Genomic DNA, 18,293 nt, shown 5'->3' on the forward strand with positions numbered 1-18,293 from the left:
TGATGGGCGAACCGAAGCTCTCCGAATCGTCATCCGCGCGTGCTGGACCGTATGGATCTTGACCCTATCTTGCGCGTCGATCCGCGGAATCGTCCCCCATTGTCGTCGAGGAGAGCCATGACCGAACCCGTTGCCAAGCCCGTCACTATGCAGCCTGTCATCACGCAGGCGATGATCGATGCCTATGACGAATACACCCATCTGACGCTCGACCGCCGCCGCTTCATGGAGCAACTGACGAAGCTGGCGGGCTCGGGCGCCGCGGCGGCCGCGATCGCTCCGATGCTGGCGGCCAACTCGGCCCAGGCGGCGATCGTCGCCGAGGACGACAGCCGCGTTAAGGGCGAGGACATCACATATCCCGGCTCGAGCGGTGAGATGAAAGCCTATCTGGTCAAGCCGGCCGACCAGCAGGGCAAGCTCGGCACCGTCATCGTCATCCACGAGAACCGGGGACTGAACCCGCATATCCGCGATGTCACCCGGCGCGTGACGCTGGAGGGATTCGTCGCGCTGGCGCCGGACTTCCTGTCGCCGCTTGGCGGCACGCCTTCCGACGAGGACAAGGCACGCGACATGTTCAGCAAGCTCGATGCTGCTCAGGTCGCGGCCGACGGCGTGGCGACGGTCGCCTACCTCAAGAGCCTCAAGGACGGCAACGGCAAGGTCGGGGCGGTCGGCTTCTGCTGGGGCGGCGGCGCGGTCAACCAGCTTGCCGTCCATGYGCCCGACCTCAGCGCCGGCGTCGCCTATTACGGCATGCAGCCCAGGGCCGAGGACGCCGCGAAGATCAAGGCGCCGCTGCTCCTTCATTATGCCGGGCTCGATACGCRCACCAATGCCGGCATCGATGCCTATAAGAAGGCCTTGGACGCCGCGCATGTCGAATACAAGGTCTATGTCTATGAGGGCGCCAACCACGCCTTCAACAACGACACGTCGGCCGCGCGCTATGACAAGAAGGCCGCCGATCTCGCCTGGGGCCGGACGGTGGCGTTTCTCAAAGAGAAGCTCGCCTAGTCGAACAATTCACGCATTTGCCGCCGGCTTATGCATGGCAACGCCGGTGATCACCAGAGCGACGCCAAGGCAGTCGGTGACGCCCGGCACCTGGCGCAGTACGATCACGCCGATCAGCGTTGCCGTGAGCGGCAGCAGAGACAGCATCAGAGCGAAGCTCGCGCGCGGCAGGCGCGCCATGGCGAGCTGGTCGCAGATATAGGGGATGACTGAGGAGCAGACGCCGACGCCGATCGCAGCCGCGAGCAGTTGCGGCGATGAGAAGGCAGGCTGCGCCTCGCGAAAGCCGACGGGCAATACGACGAGGAATGCGACCGTCATCGCGGCGCCGAGGCCGGCGATGCCGAGGCCTGCCTGCGCGACGCGGTGACCGATCACGATGTAGCCGACGAACAGGGCGCCATTCAAAAACGCCCAGAACAGGCCGACCGGATCGCTCGACCATTTCACGTCGATGAGAAGCAATGTGCCGGCGACGGCAACAGCGAGCGCCGCAAAGTTGCGCCGGCTGCGCAGGCCGACCAGCGCGACGGCGATCGTGCCGACGAATTCGATCGCCGCCACCAGCGAGATGGGCAGGCGGTCGAGCGCCAGATAGAACGAGCAGTTCATCACCGCCAGGCAGATGCCGAAGGCCAGCAGCAGCAGTCGCCGGTCGCGATCGGCGCGCGCGAAGACGCGCCAGGGCTTGGTCAAAGGGGCGAAGATGAGGGCGGCGGTGGCGATGCGCAGCCAAGCCATGCCGAGCACGCCGACCTGAGCGAAGAGCAGCACGGCGAAGGCCGGCCCGAGATAATGGAACACGGCGCTGACGCAGAACCAGACGTGCGGCGGCAACGCGTCGGCCATTCCGGCAAGTGCGGTGGGGCCGGCGGAGCGCGCTTCGGTATCACCGCTGGCCGGGTTTGCAGTTGGAATTTGCGTTTGAGCTTTCATGCGGGCATTATCGCAGGCGAAACCCGCCGACTATATAGGCAATGAATGGCCAGGTGGCGCTTCGGCTTTGTGATGGAAGAAATTCGGCTTGAAAAACCTTCGAAGTGAAAATGTCGACCTGGACGCGATCGATCTGAAGGTCCTGCGGCTCCTGGAAAAGGATGCGCGCATCAGCACGGCGGAGCTGGCGCGCGCCGTCGGGCTGTCGGCGCCGAGCGTGGCGGAGCGCATCCGCAAGCTGCAGGAAAACGGCGTGATCGAGGCCTATACGGTCAGGATCAATCCGGCCGCTCTCGGCATGAAGCTGTCGGCATGGCTCAGAATCAGGCCGGTGCCGGGGCAGCTTTCCGTGGTGGCGGACATCATCCGCGAGCTGCCGGAAATCGCGCAATGCGACCGGGTGACCGGCGAGGACTGCTTCATCGCGCTCGCTCATGTCGGCTCGGTGAGCGAGCTCGAGCGCGTGATCGACCGGATCATTCCCTACGCGATGACCAACACCGCCATCATCCAGTCGTCACCGGTCGAGCCGCGTTCGCCGCTGGGCGCCTTCAGGCAGAAGTGACAGCGCGTCGCGATCTTTCAAATTCGCCGCATGCGCTTTAGGTTCTTGATTTCACGCATGTCTTCATCCCGGAAACCGGTTCCCACTTTCGGGAGACATGCTTCAGGCGTGGCCACGCTTCATGCGCGCCTGCTTCAGAATCGCGCGCCAGCGGATCATGTCGAACGGGATCGGTTCGTTGTTGTTGGCGATGTGGAAGATCTCGTTGTTGACGTTCTTCAACGATCGCCAGAAATCATAGTCGGTGATGCGTGGATCGGCCGCCAAGCGCTCCACTTCGACCTTGATGTCGGTTTTCATGCACTGTCCTCGCACCGCATTCCGCCAGCCGCCCCGTGCGCAAACCCGGTACGGCGGTTTTCGAACGCGCCGGTGAGTCGTTCAACGGACTCAACTGACTTGTTCACGTTAAAACCTTGGTAAGGTTAACGCGGGCGTGCGGGTTTTCAAGCGCTCTTGCGCTTGATGCCGATCGAGCGGCCGGCGCGCTCGGGCATGGGCAGCGTCGCATGGGCAGCGCGCACGGCCTCCAGCTTGTCCATCACGTCGGCGGGGAAGGGCGCGACCTTCGGTCCTTCCATGTCGACATGCAGCGACAGCGTTTCCGACGTGGCGGCGAGCCAGCCGTCGACGTGGCGGATTTCCTGATAGGTCCTCAACCGCTTGTCGTCATGATCGATGAGCTGGAACGAGACCTTGACCGTGTCGTGAAGATGCAGCTCACGCACGTAGCAGACATGGACTTCCGCGGTGTAGACGCTGAGGCGGCGTTCCTTGGTATAGCTTGCGTCCACTCCCATCATCGCGAACGCTTCGTCGGTGCCGCGATCGAACAGCACGTTGTAATAGGCCATGTTGAGGTGGCCATTATAGTCGATCCAGTCCTTCTCGATCGCCAACGGGCGGGACAGGATGGGTGCGGGGATCGTCATTGCTTTTCCTTGATCGTCGCTGGGCAGGGCGTGGCTGCTGAGATTCTCGTCGTTCTGGCGCAAAAAGTCGCCTAGCCTAACCGCTTGGCACTTTTCCTCGAATTGCTTTAGGCATCATCCATAGCTGCATAACAAGAGTGGCCGCTGGTCCATTCGCGGAGGAATTCATGGCTTTGAGCGACCTCAACCCCGTCGAACGCAATGAGGAAGGCATCGCCGCGGTGCTCGGCATACTCAAGCAGCGCTTCGGCGAGCGCTTCCAGACCGGCGCGGCGATACGCGGCCAGCACGCGCACACCACCACCTATATCCCGACCCAGGCGCCGGACGGCGTCGCTTTCGTCGAAACGGAGGCGGACGTGCAGGAGATCGTGCGTGCCTGCGCCGCCCACCGTGCGCCGGTCATCGCCTTCGGCGTCGGTTCCTCGCTCGAGGGCCACACCAACGCGCCGGGCGGCGGCATCTCCATCGACACGTCGCGCATGAACCGAATCCTGGCCGTCAATCCGCAGGACCTCGACTGCACCGTCGAGCCCGGGGTGACGCGCGAGGACCTCAACCGGCACCTGCGCGACACCGGCCTGTTCTTTCCGATCGATCCGGGCGCCAATGCCTCGCTCGGCGGCATGGCGGCGACCAGGGCTTCCGGCACCAACGCGGTGCGCTACGGCACGATGCGCGAGAACGTGCTGTCGCTGACCGCGGTCATGGCCGACGGCGAGACGGTGACCACCGGCAAGCGGGCGAAGAAAAGCTCGGCCGGCTACGACTTGACGCGGCTTCTGGTCGGCTCGGAAGGCACGCTCGGCGTCATCACATCGCTGACGCTGAGGCTGCAGGGCATTCCGCAGGCGATCTCGGGCGGCGTCTGCCCGTTCCCGAGCCTGGAGGCGGCCTGCAACACGGTGATCGCGACGATCCAGATGGGCATTTCGGTGGCGCGTATCGAGCTCGTCAACGCGCTGCAGATGCGGGCGATGAAGAATTATTCCAAGCTCGACTATCCGGAGAGCCCGTGCCTGTTCGTCGAGTTCCACGGCAGCGACGCGGGCGTGGCCGAGCAGGCCGAGACGTTCGGGATGATCGCCGAGGAGAACGGCGGAGGGCCGTTTCTGTGGACYAGCGTCGCGGAAGAGCGGACGAAGCTCTGGAAGGCGCGCCACGACGCCTATTGGTCGTCGCTGACGCTGCGTCCCGGCGCCAAGGGGCTGTCGACCGATGTCTGCGTGCCGATCTCGCGGCTTGCCGAATGCGTCACCGAAACCGAGGCCGACATTGCTGAGATGGGACTTATCGCGCCGATCGTCGGCCATGCCGGCGACGGCAATTTCCATGTGCTGGTGCTGATGGACGTCGACAACCCGGCCGAGATCGCGCTTGCGGAAAAATTTGTCGCCCGTCTCAACATGCGCGCCATCGCCATGGAAGGCACCTGCACGGGCGAGCATGGCATCGGCCAGGGCAAGGTCGGCTTCCTGCGCCACGAGCTCGGCCATGGCGTCGACGTCATGCGCATGATCAAGCAGGCGCTCGATCCGCTGAACATCATGAATCCGGGCAAGATTTTGCCGGCGGCGGGCTGATACGCTGGCCGGCGGCTATTCTCCCACGCCTTCGACCAGCTTCTGCAGCATGGGCCGCGTCGGCGCGAAGAAGGTCGTGCCGGTGTGYGGCGTGGAGAAGTCGAGCAGCCGGTCATAGGCGCCGGGCGGCTCGCCGACATACATGCGCTGCAGCATCTTCTCGATCACCCACAGATAGCGCGTGTAGCCGATGAAATAGGTGCCGAACTCGTTCTGCCCCGGGCGGCCGAACGGCATGTTGTCGCGCAGGATATCGTATTCGTTGCCGGCGTCGTCCTCGATGGTGGCCAGCGACTTGTGCGACTTGCGCGGCTTGTCGTCGTCATCGATCTCGATGTTGTCGATCTTGGTGCGGCCGATGATCTCTTCCTGGACATGGGTCGGCGTTTCCTTCCAGGCCGCCATGTTGTGCAGGTATTTCTGCACGACGACGTAACTGCCGCCGGCAAAGTCGCTGTCCTCGTCGCCGACCAATGCGGAGGCGGGCAGGTCGAGGCCGGTCGGATTGGCGGTGCCGTCGACGAAGCCCAGAAGATCGCGCGCGTCGAAATAGCGAAAGCCGGACACTTCGTCGGCGACGGTCACGCTGGCGCCAAGGGCGTCCAACAGGATGCGTTCGAGCTCGAAGCACATGTCGCGCCGCTCGGCGCGGATGTGGAACAGCAGATCGCCCGGCGTCGAGGGCGCCGAATGCGCCGGTCCCTCGATCGGCGCGAAGGGTTTCAGCTCGCGCGGCCGCCGGCTGGGCGACAGGCGGTTCCAGAGCCCGGCGCCGATGCCGGCGATGCAGGACAGCCGGCCCGACAGGTCGCGGAAGCCGACATTCTTGACGAGATCATCGAGCTCGCCCAGCACCGAGGCGGCGGTCGAAAGCGCGGCCTTGTCGCTGGCGACCGTGACGACAAGGAAAATCGCGGCCGTCGACAGCGGAGCGTCGACGCTTTGCGCATCGATCGGCACTCTGTCCCAGTTCTTGCCTGACATCGGGAACGCTCCGTGTTGGGTTCAGATCTGTGGCGGCCAGGGATGCGGCCGGAAGGGCAGGGATCGGGAAAAGAGATATCCTGACCGCGAGCGATCGTGCAACTGGAGAGGTTGGCGGCCGCCGGGCGCCGAATTGCCTCTTTATCGACACGCGGATGCGGGTAGAGTGCGGCTGACTTTCAACCCGGGAAACAGATGCTCGCCCGCCTGTTCGTGATCTTCGGTGGCCTGTTCGTGCTGGTGCTGTGCGCGGCGCTGGTGGTGCCGTATTTCATCGACTGGACGGGTTACCGGGGCGATTTCGAGCGTGAGGCCAGTGCCATCCTCGGCCGCAAGGTGACGGTGAAGGGCGATGCGACGGCGCGGCTGCTGCCGTTTCCGTCGGTGACCTTCTCGAATGTCGAGGTCGCGGGCGGGCCGGAAGGCAAGCCGGCGATGACGGTCGAGACCTTTTCCATGGACGCGGAGCTCGCGCCGTTCCTGCGCGGCGAGGTGCTGATCTTCGACATGCGGCTGGTGCACCCCAGAGCTATCATCGATGTCGCCGGCAACGGCACCGTTGACTGGGCGATCCGGCCGTCGACGCCCTTCAACCCCGGCCAGATCGCCATCGAGAAGCTATCGGTGACCGAGGGGCAGATCGAGCTTCGCCACGCCGCCGGCGGGCGCAGCCATCTGATCTCGGAGATCAACTCGACCATTTCGGCCAAGGCGCTCACCGGTCCATGGCGCATGGACGGAACGCTACGCTTCGACGGCCTGCGCACCGATGTCTCGGCCTCGACCGGCAAGGTGGAACCGGACGGCCAGATGCGGCTCAGGCTGAAGGCCGATCCCGATGCCTATCCGCTGATCGTCGAAGCCGACGGCAATGCCGGCATCGTCAAGGGCGCGGCGGTCTATTCCGGCCAGTTCAAGATCTCGGGTGCGGACAAAAACTCGGCCGAGCTGCGCGGCAATGACGGCGAGCCGGTCAAGATCAGCACCGGCAAGCCCGATCCGGGCTTCCGACTGAACGGCAAGTTCGCGCTCGACCACCAGAAGCTCGATGTCGAGGAGTTCCGCTTCGAGACCGGCCCGCTCGACAATCCCTATACCGCCGACGGCAAGGCCTCGGTCGATCTCGGCCTGAAGCCGCATTTCGCGGTCGAAGCCAGCGGGGCGCAGGTCCAGTTCGACGAGGCAGTAGGTGGAGCCACCGGCTCAGGCTTCACGCTCGACCAGCGCATCGCTGCCTTCGAGCAGACGCTGCAGCACATGCCGAAGCCGACGATACCAGGGACGCTCGAGGTCAGGCTGCCGGCGGTGGTGGCGGGCGACACGACGGTGCGTGACGTGCGGCTGTCGGCTGAGCCGGTCGAAGGAGGCTGGTCGCTCAAGTCGCTTGCCGCTACGCTGCCGGGCCGCACGACGCTCGAAGCCGACGGCATGTTGAGCGTCGAGGACCATTTCGGCTTCACCGGCTCGTTGCTGCTCGCCGTCGGGCAGCCTTCCGGCTTTGCTGCCTGGCTGTCGAAGGATGTCGACGAGGCGATCCGCCGGCTGCCTGCGGCCGGCTTCAAGGCCAAGGTCGATCTCAGCGAGAACCGGCAGTCCTTCAGCGATCTCGAACTCATCCTCGGCAAGGCGAAATTCTCGGGCAGCATCGATTCCAGCCAACCGGACGGCGCCAGGCCATCGGTGCTGATGCGGCTCACCGGCGGCGAGATGGACCTGGACGGGCTCGCGGCCTTCGCCTCGATCTTCATCAGCGACAAGGGCGCCAACCGCTTTTCGGATCGCGATCTCGATTTCCAGATCAAGGCGGGGCCGGTCAGCGCGGGCGGCTTGAGCGCCGACACCGTCGACACGGCGCTGCGGCTGCGCGAGGGCTTGCTCGAGATCGACCGGCTTTCGATCGGTGGCCTGGCTGGCGCCTCGATCAGCGCCACGGGCCGGATCAAGGATTTTCCGCAAAGCCCGACCGGCAAGCTCAATGCTTCCGTGGTGGCGGTGGATCTGAAGCCGCTGATCGATGTCGCGGCTCAGCATTATCCCGACAATGGCGTGCTCAAAGGCCTGGCCGGCCGCGCGGCGGCCTATCCCGAACTGTTCCAGGACGCGCGCATCGATCTCTTGACCAGCGCCGCCGACAATGGCGACGGCACCACGGGCCTGGCGCTCTCGGCCCAGGGCAAGGCGGGCGGCTCGGCCTTCTCGGCTTCGCTTTCCGGCAAGGGGACCACGGACAAGCTCTCCGAGGCGCCGGTGTCGATCACCTTCAACGCCCGCAACGACAATGCCACCACGCTGCTTGCGCTTTACGGGCTGCCGGCGCTGCCGCTCGGCATGCTCGGCCACGCCAACACCGACATCTCGGCGAAGGGCTCGGTCGCCGGCGGTCTCGCGACCAGCTTTAACCTGACGGCCGACGATTTCAGGGCAAGCTTCGACGGAACCGTCGCCGAGACGGCGCAAGGCGCCACCGCCAAGGGCAAGGTCAATCTCGACGCCGCCGATATCGAGCCGTGGCTGATGACGACGGGGGTAGGCTTGCCGGGGATGGGAACGGGCACGTCGACGTCGCTGGCGGCCGATGCCGATTTCGGCAACGGGCTCCTGGTGCTGAGCGGCCTCACCGGTTCGATCAACAAGGCGGCGGTCTCCGGCGACATCAACATCGATGCCAAGGATGGGCTGCCGCATCTTGCGGGGGCGCTGGCGCTCGACGAACTCGACCTCGATCCGCTGGCGGTCTCGCTGTTCGGCGACCAGTCCTTCGCTCCCGCCAAGGGCCGGTGGCCGACGACGCCGTTCAGTCAGAAGTCGACCCTTCCTTTCAACGCCGACCTCGATCTCAACACCTCGGCGCTCGCCGTCGGGCCGTTCGCGACGGCGCATGACGCTTCATTCTCGCTGAAGCTCGACCGCGAAGGCATCCATGTCTCCGACCTCAAGGCGAAGCTCTATGGCGGCGACGTGACCGGCCTGTTCGACCTGAAGAACACCGAGGGCACTGGCCTGTTCTCCGGCCAGATGAGGTTGGCCGGCAGCGATCTTTCCGCCGTCCTGCCGGGCGCCGGCATCGGCGGCAGCGGCGATCTTTCGGCGGCGCTGTCGACCAGCGGCAAATCGGTCGACGCCATGATCGCGGCTCTCTCCGGGTCGGGCACAGCGGCGCTGAAGGCATTGAAAGTGGACGGTATCAATCCGGACGGCTTTGGCGCCATCATCGCCAAGGCCGACGCGATCGGACGCGATATCGACACGGCCAAGACCRCGGAGTTCGCGCCGCGGATCGTCGGCGAGGGCAGCTTCGCCGCCGGCGATACGGATGTGGCCTTCACCGTCGCCAACGGCACGCTGCGGGCGCCGCCGATCAGCCTCGACAATCCCGGCGCTACCTTGTCCGCCGACGTCACCGCCGATCTCAACACGAGCACCGTCACGGCGAAGGGGGCGCTGACCTATCGTCCCGGCGACGAGGCTTTGGTGGGCTCGGAGCCTGCCGTCAATTTCAGCCTGGCCGGCCCGCTAGGGGCGACCGCGCCCCAATTCGACAGCGGTCCGCTGGCGCAGTTCCTGACACAGCGTGCCCTGGAGAAGGAACAGCAGCGGGTCGAGGCGATGCAGGCGGCGCTGCTCGAAAAGCAGCGGCTGCGGCGCGAGGTGCGCTATTACGCGGCGCTGCAGACGGAGCGCGACAGGGCGGCCGAGGAGCTGCGCCGGCAAGAGGAAGAGGCTCGGCAGAAGGCCGAGGCGGAAGCCAGGGCGAAGGCCGAAGCGGAAGCGCAGGCACAGGCGGAAGCCGAGGCAAAGGCCAAGGCCAAGGCCGACGAAGAGGCGAGGGCCAAGGCGGAAGCCGACGCCAGGGCGCAGGCCGAAGCGGACGCCAAGGCCAAGGCCGATGCACAGGCGAAGGCGGAGGCCGAGCAGCGGGCCGCGGACGAAGCGGCCAAAGCGCAGGCCGAGGCCGACCGCAAGAAGGCGGAACAGGCGAAGCTGGAAGCAGCACGCAAGGCGGCCGAGCAAGCGCGGAAGGTCGACGGATCGCTGCCCGGCGTCAACGACGGTTCGCCCCCTGCGCCGGTGAAGCCCAAGGCCAACCCGTTCACGATCGACAATCTGTTGAAGTCGCTCGACGGCGGTTGAGTTTTACGCCGCGCATAGCGGAGCTGACCCAGATGCGCCGGCGCGCGCCTAGGACTCTTCCTGGCGCGAGAGCAGACGCCGCAGCATCGGCTCTATGCGCGACAGTTCGTCGAGATGCGCGGCCGACAATTCGGCCAGGCGATCGTCGGCCAAAGGGGTGAGCTGCAGCAGGACGCGACGGTGATCGCTCTTGTCCTGATCGCGGATGACCAGGCCTGCCTCGGCAAGGCGGTTCACCAGCTCCACCGCGCTGTGGTGGCGGATGCGCAGCCGCTCAGCGAGATCGCCCACCGCCACCGGCCCGCCGCTTGGAAATCCCTTGATCGCCAGCAGCGCCTGGTGCTGGCGCGGCGTGAGGCCCGCCTCATTGGCCTGGACCTGGCTGAATTCGAGAAAGCGGCGGATCAGGTAACGGAACTGTGACAGCCGCTGGTAGTCGGCCTGGCTGATGGCGGGACGTGGTTTCGACGGCGTCATTCCCCGACTTATGGTCCTTTCCCGCAAAAGCTCAACAGGTTGTCGCGATCCCTGTCCAAAATGACGCGGAGCAGGTCGCGAAAACGGCTTGAAGATTTATATCGTATTACGATATGAGGCCACCTGAAACCGGACGGCCATTGCGCCGCCAGAAAGTTCAGGCTCCCAAAATGAAATCGTCTCACGCCGGCAACGGCCATCTTCGCGACTTCACGACCGATCCGCGCGTGCTCGTCATCGCGGCCATCGCCGTGGTGGTGGCGACCGCCGGGCTCCTTGCCGGCATCGTGCTTCTGCAGCTCATCAGGCTTGCCACCAACATCGCCTATTTCGGCCAGTTCTCGCTGGCCGAGCTCAAGCTCGAGGACTCACCGCTCGGGCTCGCCGCCGTGCTCGTGCCGGTGATCGGCGCGCTGATCATCGGCCTGATGGCGCGCTTCGGCAGCGAGAAGATCCGCGGCCACGGCATCCCCGAGGCCATCGAGGCGATCCTGCTCGGGCGCTCGCGGCTCGACGCCAAGGTCGCGGTGCTGAAGCCGCTGTCGTCGGCGATCTCGATCGGCTCGGGCGGACCCTTCGGYGCCGAAGGCCCGATCATCATGACCGGCGGCGCCATCGGCTCGCTGATCGCGCAGATGCTGCCGGTCAGCGACAATGAGCGCAAGACGCTGCTTGTGGCGGGCGCGGCGGCCGGCATGACGACGGTGTTCGGCACGCCGATCGCGGCAATCATGCTCGCCGTCGAGCTGCTCCTGTTCGAATGGACGCCGCGCAGCTTCATCCCGGTCGCCGTCGCCGCGATCGTCGCGGAGGTCGAGCGCACGCTGCTGCATATGCCGAGCCCGATCTTTCCGTTCTCAGGCGCCATGGACGCATCGATCGCCGGGCTCGGCGGCTGGGTGCTGGTCGGCATTGCCGCCGGGCTGCTTTCAGGACTGCTGACGCAATTGGTCTATGCCTGCGAGGACGCCTTCCTGAAGCTGCCGATCCACTGGATGTGGTGGCCGATGATCGGCGGCCTGGTGGTCGGCATCGGCGGGCTGATCGAGCCGCACGCGCTTGGCGTCGGCTACGACAACATCGCCAACATGCTCGACGGCCGCACGGTCGCGACCGCCGCGCTGCTGCTTTTGGTGGTGAAGGCCGTCATCTGGTCAGTCGCGCTGGGATCCGGAACATCGGGCGGCGTGCTGGCGCCGCTGCTCATCATGGGCGGCGCGATGGGAGCGGTGCTCTCGGGCATCCTGCCCGAGGCGAGCCCCGGCTTCTGGCCGCTGCTGGCGATGGCTGCGACCATGGGCGGCACCATGCGCGCGCCGCTCACCGCGACCTTCTTCGCCACCGAGCTCACCGGCAACACGCATGTTCTGGTGCCGCTGATCGCGGCCTGTGCTACCGCGCATGCGGTCACCGTGCTGTTGATGAAGCGCTCGATCCTGACCGAGAAAGTGGCGCGGCGCGGGCATCATCTCGTGCGCGAATACCGCGTCGATCCGTTCGCCCTGACCAGGGTCAAGGAAGTGATGACGACCAAGGTCGAGAGCGTGCCGGCGACGATGACGCTGCATGGCGCGGCGAGCTTCCTGACCGCGCCGGACACCCGGCACCCGAGCTTCCCGGTGATCGATGAAGCGGGGCATGTGCTCGGCGTCATTGATCCGCCGGCGATCCTGCGCTGGCGTCGTAACGGCAAGCACCGCAAGGCCACCCTCCGCGAACTGCTCGCCGGCAGCAAGATCACGCTCGCCTATCCGGACGAATATCTGGAGGCGCTTTCCGACAAGCTGCTCACCGCCAATGTCTCGCACCTGCCGGTCGTCTCACGCGAGGAAGAACGGCTCATCGGCTATATCGGCTGGAAAGACATGATGCGGGTAAGATCGAAAAAGCAGGCGGAGGAGCGCGACCGCACCGCCTTGCTCAGCTTCGGCGCAAAGCGCAAGGCGCAACAGAGCATCAGCGATCCGGCCTAAACCATCCTCAGGACGTCGCGCCGCCGCGTTTCGCCCAGGCGAGCACATAGAGCCTCAGCGCGGATGACAGGTTGGCGTCGCGGGTGCGCGTCTCGTCGATCTCGGCGACCAGAGCCGCGAGCGACAGCGAACGCTGCGCGGCGATGGCGATGAGATCGTCATAAAAGGGCTGTTCAAGCGAAAAGCTGGTGCGGTGACCGCGGATCGTTACCGAACGTTTTTCGACCGCGGCCATTGCAGGACTCAGCGCTTGCCGGGATCGTCGGGTTTTTCCCGGCGGTGGCCGGCCACGAATTTCTCGGCCTTCTCTGACGTCAGCCGGTCACGCTCGCGCTCGGCTTTGGTCCGGCCATGCGAGGCCCGGTTCTCGCTCGCCTGGCGTTCCTTCTCGGTGCGCGCTTTCTGCTTGCGGGCCTGGCGGAGATTGACGACCTCGCCCACGGCGCCGCGCTATTTCTTGCGGAAAGCGTCGAGCGAGACGACGTCGGCGCCCTTGCCGCCGGTCTCGGCGACAGCCGGCTTCTTTTCGGTCTCGGCGGCCTTCTTCTTCGTTTCCGGCTTCTTCTCAGGGACGACGGCGACCGGCTCGGGCGCCGGAGCGGCGACCTCGTCCTCGGCGCTCTCCGTCTTGACGTCGAATTCGAGCTCGAAATTCACCGACGGATCGTAGAAGCCGCGCACGGCGGAGAAGGGGATCTCGAGTTTTTCCGGCACGTCGGAGAAGGAAAGCCCGACCTCGAAGCCGGCATCCGTCACCTTGAGGTCCCAATACTGGAACTGGATGACGATGGTCATCTGCTCCGGGTAGCGCTCGCGCAGCCTGGACGAGATGCGCACGCCGGGCGCGCCGGTCAGGAAGGTGATGAAGAAATGATGATTGCCCGGAAGGCCAGTGCGCGCGACCTCGGCCAGGACCTTGCGCATGACGCCGCGCAGAGCCTCCTGGGCCAGAATGTCGTAGCGGATATGGTCGTCGGCCATGTGATGGTCGGGTTCCGTTGAATCGTCCGCATAGCTGTAATCAAGCTTGAGCGCGGCGTAAACCGCATATAGGCGCAAAGGCGTGAGGCCAAGAGGGGGTGTCGACGATTTGATCGCTCAGGCGTGAACCAGCGCCGCCTGTTTGCCGGCTGGCGACTTCTTCCTGGCGAAAGCGCTAAGAAAGGTTCGCACGCCATTGGTGGCGGAGCGCAGGACCTCTTCCTCGGTCGGCACGCCGCCCAGCATGAAGGTGATCTGAAGCTCAGCGTTGACGAGGGCGAGAAACTGACGCGCCGCGACGTCAGGATCGCCGATCGCCAGGTGACCGGCAAAGGCAAGCCGGGCGAAGCGCGCGGCAAGCGCCGACCATGTGCGGCCCGGGCCCTGCTCGCGCCATTCGGCAAACAGTTCCGGATAACGCTCGCCTTCGGCCTGGATCAGCTTGCGCAGGAAACGGCCGTCGCGGTTGCAGATGCAGTTGCGGTTCATGCGCACGGCAAAGCCAACCAGGTCGGCTTCCAGATCCATAGGCTGGTCGGGGAAGCTGGCGATGGTGGCGAAGATGCCGGCGTTGCAGCGCTCCGTCAGATCACGCACAACGGCGACGAAGAGCTTTTCCTTGTCGCCGTGATGATTGTAGACGGTCTGGCGCGAGACGCCGGCTTCGGCGGCGATCAGGTCGATATTGGCGCCGGCATAACCTTCGCGGCAGAAGACGGCAGCGGCTGCATCCACCACCGACACGCGCTTGGCCTCGTGGCTGCGTGGCGGGAAAGTGTCAGGAGAAACGCCGTGCTTCATGAAAATCTATATAGCGGTGATTGACGAATTGGACAAGCCTGTCTAAATTTGTGGACACAACAAAGGGAAGTTCGCGCCGAAGGGCGATTAAGCTCGCTCTGAAGGAGACGAGTAAATCGCTCCCGGATGTCGGATTTCCACGGGATGGAACGTCCTGGGTTCAGACGCCGGTATTTCGCGGCGGCAACMAGATCCGAAAAAGAGCCTTATCATGAGTCCCAAATTCCTCCGCATCGCGGTCGTGCTCGGCTTGTTGTCCGCGATCGGACCGTTCGCCATTGACATGTATCTTCCCGCCTTGCCTTCGATCGGCCAGGACCTGCATGCCGGCACCGCCGCGGTACAGATGAGCCTGTTGATCTTCTTCCTGTCGATGGGTTTCGGCCAGATCGTCGTCGGCCCGATCTCCGACATGGTCGGCCGCAAGGCGCCGCTCTACGCCGGCCTCGCGCTGTTCATGGTCGGCGGCGTCGGCTCGGCGATGGCGCCGACCATCGAATGGTTGATCGCCTTCCGCTTCCTACAGGGTCTCGGCGCCAGCGCCGGCATGGCGGTGCCGCGCGCCATCGTGCGCGACCTGCACACCGGCAACGAGGCCGCCAAGCTGATGTCGCTTCTGATGCTGGTGTTCTCGGTGTCGCCGATCCTGGCGCCGCTGACCGGCAGCCAGATCATTGAAAGCTTCGGCTGGCGCGCCGTGTTCTGGACGGTGACGGGTGCGGCCGCTCTGGCAACCATCCTGCTTGCCACCTCGCTCAAGGAAACGCGGCCGGTCGAAGAGCGCGCCGGCTCGTCCTTCGGCACGGCGCTTGCCGGCTACCGCTACCTGATGGGCGACCGCAATTTCCTCGGCCTTGTGGCGATCGCCGGCTTCGGCATCGCGAGCTTCTTCGTCTATCTGTCGAGCTCGTCCTTCATCCTGATCGACCATTACGGCCTGTCGCCGTCGGTCTACAGCGTGTTCTTCTCGATCAACGCGGTCGCCTTCATCGGCATGTCGCAGCTGACCGGGATGCTCGCCGACCGCTTCGGGTTGAAGCGCGTCGTCTGGGTGGCGGTCACCGGCTATGCCACGGTGATGGTGGCGCTGTTCGCGATCATGGCGTCCGGCGTCGACCGGCTCGACGTGATGGCCGCGCTGCTCTTCGTCGGCTACGGCTTCCTCGGCCTGGTCATCCCGACCACCTCGGTGCTGGCGATGGAAGAGCATGGCGAGATCGCCGGCACGGCCTCGGCGCTGATGGGCACGCTGCATTTCGCCATCGGCGCGCTGGCGATGGGCGTCGCCGGCATCTTCTTCGACGGAACGCCGCTGCCGATGGTGGCGGGCATCACACTGTGCGCGGTGATCTCGTTCACGCTGGCCAAGCTGACGCTCGGCCGCGCGCGTGAAACTGTCGAGGCGCCGGCGGAATAGGGCGCCTCGAAACAACTCAAAAAAGGCCGGGCTTGCCCGGCCTTTTTCATATCTATCGCAAGCCGGCTTGATCGAGCACGAAGCGCATCCGTTCTTCGACCGGCACAAGCGGCAAAGTCATCAGCTCATAGCCGAGCTCCGCGTAGACGCCGGTCACGGAACGAAATGTGCGCTCGGCTTCGTCGAGCGTCTGCTTGCGCTCCTCGTCCTGGGTGAAGATCTCCGGCCAGGGCGGCGCGACGAAGACGCGGCGCGCGTAGCGGAATTTTCGCACCGCGCTTGCGACGTGGTCCGGCACCGGCAGGCCGCAGAGCCTGAGATAGCCGATCGTGTCGGGCGCGCCGCGGTCGAAGAAGACCGGGCCGGGTTCGGTACGCGCAACGTGCCAGGAGCGCAGTTCCCACGCCAGCATCAGCTCGGCAAAGAGCGCGCGGTCCTGCCAGGGAAGGGCAGGGCCGCCGATAGCCGTCTGGTCGCGGATGATGCCGCGCCCGGCTTCGGGGGCCGTCGCGAAGCCTTCGGCACGCAGCGCCTCGATCAAGGTGGTCTTGCCGGAACCCGGACCGCCGGTCAGCACGAAGAATCGGTCGGAATCGTTTTGCATCGCATGTCCATGGAGGATGGGCGGCAAGGCTTGCGCCGCGCGTCGAGCGCTGGACAAGCCTTGGCCGTGGGTTGGTCTGGGAATGAGCAAAGAAGGGGAAGGTGGAGGTTTCTGTTGCCAGGTACCTCCGAACCCCGCCTAGAAGTGCGAACCGCTAGGACTTGATTTGAAGCGTTCGCGCCGCATTAAGCAGCGAGACGAGCTTCCGCATAGTTGTCGTTGGCAACTATAAGTTTAGCCCGATAACGGTGGTACAATGCCGGGCAAAAGTACGATCTTTACACCTTCGTCGATCCTATTTCGCCCCCAGCAAAAGCCGCTCTGTCGGCCAGAGCGGTTTTTGGTGGAGGCGCCGGGTACCGCCCCCGGGTCCGAACGGCTTATTTCATCGCCTGTTTATCGCCATAGTCGGTCAAGCCGACGAAACGAATATAGGGAGCGACGAGGGAAAAATAAAGGCCAAACCGCCGCTTATCCGGTTATGCCAAACTGTGCAGCCAAGGGTTGACTTGCGCGGCTACTCAATCAAATCTCGCTCCCGGTGAGGAGTCTCTGACCTAGCGCACAGGCTGCGCGGCGCGCCACAACCCTCATCGACCGGATCCGTGGCGCCGACGAGGGGAAGTTTCGATGGCCGACTATCTTGCGGATGTGAAGAAATACGATGCCGGCGCCAGCGCCGACGCGGTCGATAAGATCGTCAAGCATCTGGGCATTGCGCTCAGGAACCGCGATTCCTCGCTGGTGTCCTGCACCGACCCGAAGGAACTCGACCGCGTGCGGGAGAACTGGATCGGCAAGAAGCTCGGCGTTGCCGATGCCGCAAAGGCGAATGCCTCGATCGAGAAGACCTGCAAGGCCATGCAGGCCGACAACACCAAGAGCCGCGTGACCTTCTACTATCTGGTGGCGAAGGACCTCGGCAAACTCGGCTCGCTCTGAGTCCCGGCCACCCGGCGGCCGGCACGAAACCGTGCCGGCGCCGCGGATTTCTGGCGTGGTCCACATTTGCCGCCAGCTTTGCGGTGTTCGACCGGCTGTCGGTCGGGTATGATTGCCTGTCACCCGAATCGAGGCAGAGCCGATGCGCCAATATCTCGACCTGTTGAAGCATGTGCTGGAGAACGGCGTCGACCGCGGCGACCGTACCGGCACCGGCACGCGCTCGGTGTTCGGCTACCAGATGCGGTTCGACCTTTCGCGCGGCTTTCCGGTCACGACGACCAAGAAGCTGCATCTGAAGTCGATCATCCACGAGCTTCTGTGGTTCCTGGCCGGCGACACCAACATCAAATATCTCAACGACAACGGCGTCAGCATCTGGGACGAATGGGCCGACGAGAACGGCGATCTCGGCCCGGTCTATGGCAAGCAGTGGCGCTCATGGCCGGACGGGCATGGCGGCGAGATCGACCAGATCGCGGGCCTTTTGAAGGAGATACGCCGGAATCCCAACTCGCGCCGGCTCATCGTCTCGGCCTGGAATCCGGCCGAGGTCGAGGCGATGGCGCTGCCGCCTTGCCATTGTCTGTTCCAGTTCTATGTTTCGGAAGGCAGGCTCTCCTGCCAGCTTTACCAGCGCTCCGGCGATATCTTCCTCGGCGTGCCGTTCAACATCGCTTCGTATGCCCTGCTCACCATGATGGTGGCGCAGGTGACCGGGCTGAAGCCCGGCGACTTCGTCCACACGCTTGGCGACGCGCATCTTTATTCGAACCATTTCGAGCAGGCGCGCGAGCAGATGCGGCGCACGCCGAAGACCTTGCCGACGATGTGGATCAACCCGGAGGTGGCGGACCTTTTTGCCTTCCGTTTCGAGGATTTCCGCCTCGAGAATTATTTCGCGGATGCAAATATCAAGGCGCCCATCGCCGTATGAGCCAGTTTTC

The 18,293-nt window shown here is 64.8% G+C and carries 18 protein-coding genes and 1 other RNA gene; 8 read left to right on the plus strand and 11 right to left on the minus strand.

What is annotated here, in order from left to right:
• The first annotated feature begins 117 nt into the window (after positions 1–117).
• On the plus strand, positions 118–1,020 hold the full coding sequence (locus LCM4577_RS27515; RefSeq protein ID WP_071074239.1) for a dienelactone hydrolase family protein: 903 nt from the start codon (positions 118–120) through the stop codon (positions 1,018–1,020).
• Positions 1,021–1,029: 9 nt separating this feature from the next.
• On the opposite strand, the gene LCM4577_RS27520 is transcribed toward LCM4577_RS27515, so the two are convergent.
• Positions 1,030–1,956, minus strand: a complete 927-nt coding sequence (locus LCM4577_RS27520; protein ID WP_071031673.1) for a DMT family transporter — start codon at positions 1,954–1,956, stop codon at positions 1,030–1,032.
• Between the two features lie 88 nt (positions 1,957–2,044).
• Between LCM4577_RS27520 and LCM4577_RS27525 the strand changes: the two genes are divergently transcribed.
• Positions 2,045–2,521 carry an Lrp/AsnC family transcriptional regulator gene (locus tag LCM4577_RS27525; protein ID WP_071074240.1) on the plus strand — a complete coding sequence of 159 codons (477 nt, stop codon included), beginning with the start codon at positions 2,045–2,047 and terminating at the stop codon, positions 2,519–2,521.
• A 102-nt stretch (positions 2,522–2,623) separates the two neighbouring features.
• Here LCM4577_RS27525 and LCM4577_RS27530 read toward each other — a convergent pair whose 3' ends face one another.
• Together LCM4577_RS27530 and LCM4577_RS27535 are read right to left on the minus strand one after the other, a co-directional pair.
• Entirely contained in the window at positions 2,624–2,821 is a 198-nt protein-coding gene (locus LCM4577_RS27530; RefSeq protein WP_027168755.1) for a hypothetical protein, read from the minus strand.
• Between the two features lie 146 nt (positions 2,822–2,967).
• On the minus strand, positions 2,968–3,453 hold the full coding sequence (locus LCM4577_RS27535) for a thioesterase family protein (protein ID WP_071031741.1): 486 nt from the start codon (positions 3,451–3,453) through the stop codon (positions 2,968–2,970).
• A gap of 167 nt (positions 3,454–3,620) precedes the next feature.
• Between LCM4577_RS27535 and LCM4577_RS27540 the strand changes: the two genes are divergently transcribed.
• A complete protein-coding gene (locus LCM4577_RS27540; protein ID WP_071074241.1) occupies positions 3,621–5,036 on the plus strand; it encodes an FAD-binding oxidoreductase in 1,416 nt (471 codons plus the stop codon).
• Positions 5,037–5,051: 15 nt separating this feature from the next.
• Here the strand turns inward: LCM4577_RS27540 and LCM4577_RS27545 are convergent, their stop codons facing one another.
• On the minus strand, positions 5,052–6,020 hold the full coding sequence (locus LCM4577_RS27545; RefSeq protein WP_071074242.1) for a Dyp-type peroxidase: 969 nt from the start codon (positions 6,018–6,020) through the stop codon (positions 5,052–5,054).
• Positions 6,021–6,215: 195 nt separating this feature from the next.
• On the opposite strand from LCM4577_RS27545, the gene LCM4577_RS27550 reads away from it, so the two are divergent.
• Positions 6,216–10,151: an AsmA family protein gene (locus LCM4577_RS27550; protein WP_071074243.1), complete on the plus strand. Its 3,936-nt coding sequence runs from the start codon at positions 6,216–6,218 to the stop codon at positions 10,149–10,151.
• A 48-nt stretch (positions 10,152–10,199) separates the two neighbouring features.
• On the opposite strand, the gene LCM4577_RS27555 is transcribed toward LCM4577_RS27550, so the two are convergent.
• Entirely contained in the window at positions 10,200–10,628 is a 429-nt protein-coding gene (locus LCM4577_RS27555) for a MarR family winged helix-turn-helix transcriptional regulator (protein WP_040982190.1), read from the minus strand.
• 170 nt (positions 10,629–10,798) lie between these two features.
• On the opposite strand from LCM4577_RS27555, the gene LCM4577_RS27560 reads away from it, so the two are divergent.
• Entirely contained in the window at positions 10,799–12,601 is a 1,803-nt protein-coding gene (locus LCM4577_RS27560; RefSeq protein ID WP_071074392.1) for a chloride channel protein, read from the plus strand.
• 7 nt (positions 12,602–12,608) lie between these two features.
• Here LCM4577_RS27560 and LCM4577_RS27565 read toward each other — a convergent pair whose 3' ends face one another.
• The 4 genes from LCM4577_RS27565 to LCM4577_RS27580 all read right to left on the minus strand — a co-directional run bounded on the left by LCM4577_RS27565 (position 12,609) and on the right by LCM4577_RS27580 (position 14,383).
• Positions 12,609–12,836 (minus strand): ribbon-helix-helix domain-containing protein, encoded by a 228-nt coding sequence (locus tag LCM4577_RS27565; protein WP_040982186.1) that lies wholly within the window; start codon positions 12,834–12,836, stop codon positions 12,609–12,611.
• An 8-nt stretch (positions 12,837–12,844) separates the two neighbouring features.
• Positions 12,845–13,042 (minus strand): DUF4169 family protein, encoded by a 198-nt coding sequence (locus LCM4577_RS27570; RefSeq protein ID WP_041011953.1) that lies wholly within the window; start codon positions 13,040–13,042, stop codon positions 12,845–12,847.
• 9 nt (positions 13,043–13,051) lie between these two features.
• Positions 13,052–13,582, minus strand: a complete 531-nt coding sequence (locus LCM4577_RS27575) for an SspB family protein (protein ID WP_041008231.1) — start codon at positions 13,580–13,582, stop codon at positions 13,052–13,054.
• A 117-nt stretch (positions 13,583–13,699) separates the two neighbouring features.
• Entirely contained in the window at positions 13,700–14,383 is a 684-nt protein-coding gene (locus LCM4577_RS27580) for a TetR/AcrR family transcriptional regulator (RefSeq protein ID WP_040982181.1), read from the minus strand.
• Between the two features lie 211 nt (positions 14,384–14,594).
• On the opposite strand from LCM4577_RS27580, the gene LCM4577_RS27585 reads away from it, so the two are divergent.
• Complete coding sequence (locus LCM4577_RS27585; RefSeq protein WP_040982178.1) at positions 14,595–15,800, plus strand: multidrug effflux MFS transporter; 1,206 nt, start codon at positions 14,595–14,597, stop codon at positions 15,798–15,800.
• A gap of 52 nt (positions 15,801–15,852) precedes the next feature.
• Here LCM4577_RS27585 and LCM4577_RS27590 read toward each other — a convergent pair whose 3' ends face one another.
• Together LCM4577_RS27590 and ssrA are read right to left on the minus strand one after the other, a co-directional pair.
• On the minus strand, positions 15,853–16,404 hold the full coding sequence (locus LCM4577_RS27590; protein WP_071074244.1) for an AAA family ATPase: 552 nt from the start codon (positions 16,402–16,404) through the stop codon (positions 15,853–15,855).
• 100 nt (positions 16,405–16,504) lie between these two features.
• Positions 16,505–16,865, minus strand: a transfer-messenger RNA (tmRNA) gene (ssrA, locus tag LCM4577_RS27595).
• A 169-nt stretch (positions 16,866–17,034) separates the two neighbouring features.
• Here ssrA and LCM4577_RS27600 point away from each other — a divergent pair.
• Entirely contained in the window at positions 17,035–17,346 is a 312-nt protein-coding gene (locus LCM4577_RS27600; RefSeq protein ID WP_040982174.1) for a DUF2853 family protein, read from the plus strand.
• Positions 17,347–17,488: 142 nt separating this feature from the next.
• The gene (locus LCM4577_RS27605; RefSeq protein ID WP_071031663.1) at positions 17,489–18,283 is read left to right on the plus strand and encodes a thymidylate synthase; all 795 of its coding nucleotides are present in this window, start codon (positions 17,489–17,491) and stop codon (positions 18,281–18,283) included.
• Positions 18,284–18,293 lie beyond the last annotated feature (10 nt).

This window comes from Mesorhizobium sp. LCM 4577, from assembly GCF_001854795.2.
Lineage (GTDB): Bacteria > Pseudomonadota > Alphaproteobacteria > Rhizobiales > Rhizobiaceae > Mesorhizobium > Mesorhizobium plurifarium.

Bases quoted from the DNA above. Each gene is read 5' to 3' on its own strand.
- LCM4577_RS27555 (WP_040982190.1), bottom strand. From the start codon at position 10,628: ATGACGCCGTCGAAACCACGTCCCGCCATCAGCCAGGCCGACTACCAG.
- LCM4577_RS27580 (WP_040982181.1), bottom strand. From the start codon at position 14,383: ATGAAGCACGGCGTTTCTCCTGACACTTTCCCGCCACGCAGCCACGAG.
- LCM4577_RS27535 (WP_071031741.1), bottom strand. From the start codon at position 3,453: ATGACGATCCCCGCACCCATCCTGTCCCGCCCGTTGGCGATCGAGAAG.
- LCM4577_RS27605 (WP_071031663.1), top strand. From the start codon at position 17,489: ATGCGCCAATATCTCGACCTGTTGAAGCATGTGCTGGAGAACGGCGTC.
- LCM4577_RS27600 (WP_040982174.1), top strand. From the start codon at position 17,035: ATGGCCGACTATCTTGCGGATGTGAAGAAATACGATGCCGGCGCCAGC.
- LCM4577_RS27585 (WP_040982178.1), top strand. From the start codon at position 14,595: ATGAGTCCCAAATTCCTCCGCATCGCGGTCGTGCTCGGCTTGTTGTCC.
- LCM4577_RS27590 (WP_071074244.1), bottom strand. From the start codon at position 16,404: ATGCAAAACGATTCCGACCGATTCTTCGTGCTGACCGGCGGTCCGGGT.
- LCM4577_RS27520 (WP_071031673.1), bottom strand. From the start codon at position 1,956: ATGAAAGCTCAAACGCAAATTCCAACTGCAAACCCGGCCAGCGGTGAT.
- LCM4577_RS27530 (WP_027168755.1), bottom strand. From the start codon at position 2,821: ATGAAAACCGACATCAAGGTCGAAGTGGAGCGCTTGGCGGCCGATCCA.
- LCM4577_RS27575 (WP_041008231.1), bottom strand. From the start codon at position 13,582: ATGGCCGACGACCATATCCGCTACGACATTCTGGCCCAGGAGGCTCTG.
- LCM4577_RS27565 (WP_040982186.1), bottom strand. From the start codon at position 12,836: ATGGCCGCGGTCGAAAAACGTTCGGTAACGATCCGCGGTCACCGCACC.